This window comes from Cupriavidus sp. SIMBA_020, from assembly GCF_046535395.1.
Taxonomy (GTDB): Bacteria; Pseudomonadota; Gammaproteobacteria; order Burkholderiales; family Burkholderiaceae; genus Cupriavidus; species Cupriavidus campinensis.
Genome location: NZ_JAWRWU010001204.1, coordinates 1 through 252, shown reverse-complemented (window position 1 = coordinate 252; position 252 = coordinate 1). Strand labels below are relative to the sequence as shown.

The following is a 252-nucleotide window of genomic DNA, read 5'->3' as shown; positions in this document are numbered from 1 at the left end:
CCTGCGCGTGTGCGCCGACTGCCGGCAGAAGCGCGCTCACGCCCACTACGCCGATGGCGAGCACCGCGAGGCCGCGGCCGAACCCATAGCAGTACTGATGAAAAAATCTGTTTTTCATGATTTCCTCCCGGGAAGCGATAGCGCGTTCGCGCTTCGCTCCTCGTGCCTTTGTGTCTGACGCCGCGCCGCTGTGCATGCTGTCTCGACGACCGCTGCGCGCGCCGACCCCCGCCATTCCCACGCCGCCTCGCG

At 66.7% G+C, this 252-nt stretch carries 1 protein-coding gene; it reads right to left on the bottom strand.

Features of this window, described 5'->3' with window-relative positions:
* On the bottom strand, positions 1-196 hold a 196-nt coding region (locus tag SB751_RS33350), incomplete at its 3' end, for a hypothetical protein (protein WP_410749412.1).
* Between the last annotated feature and the right edge of the window lie 56 nt (positions 197-252).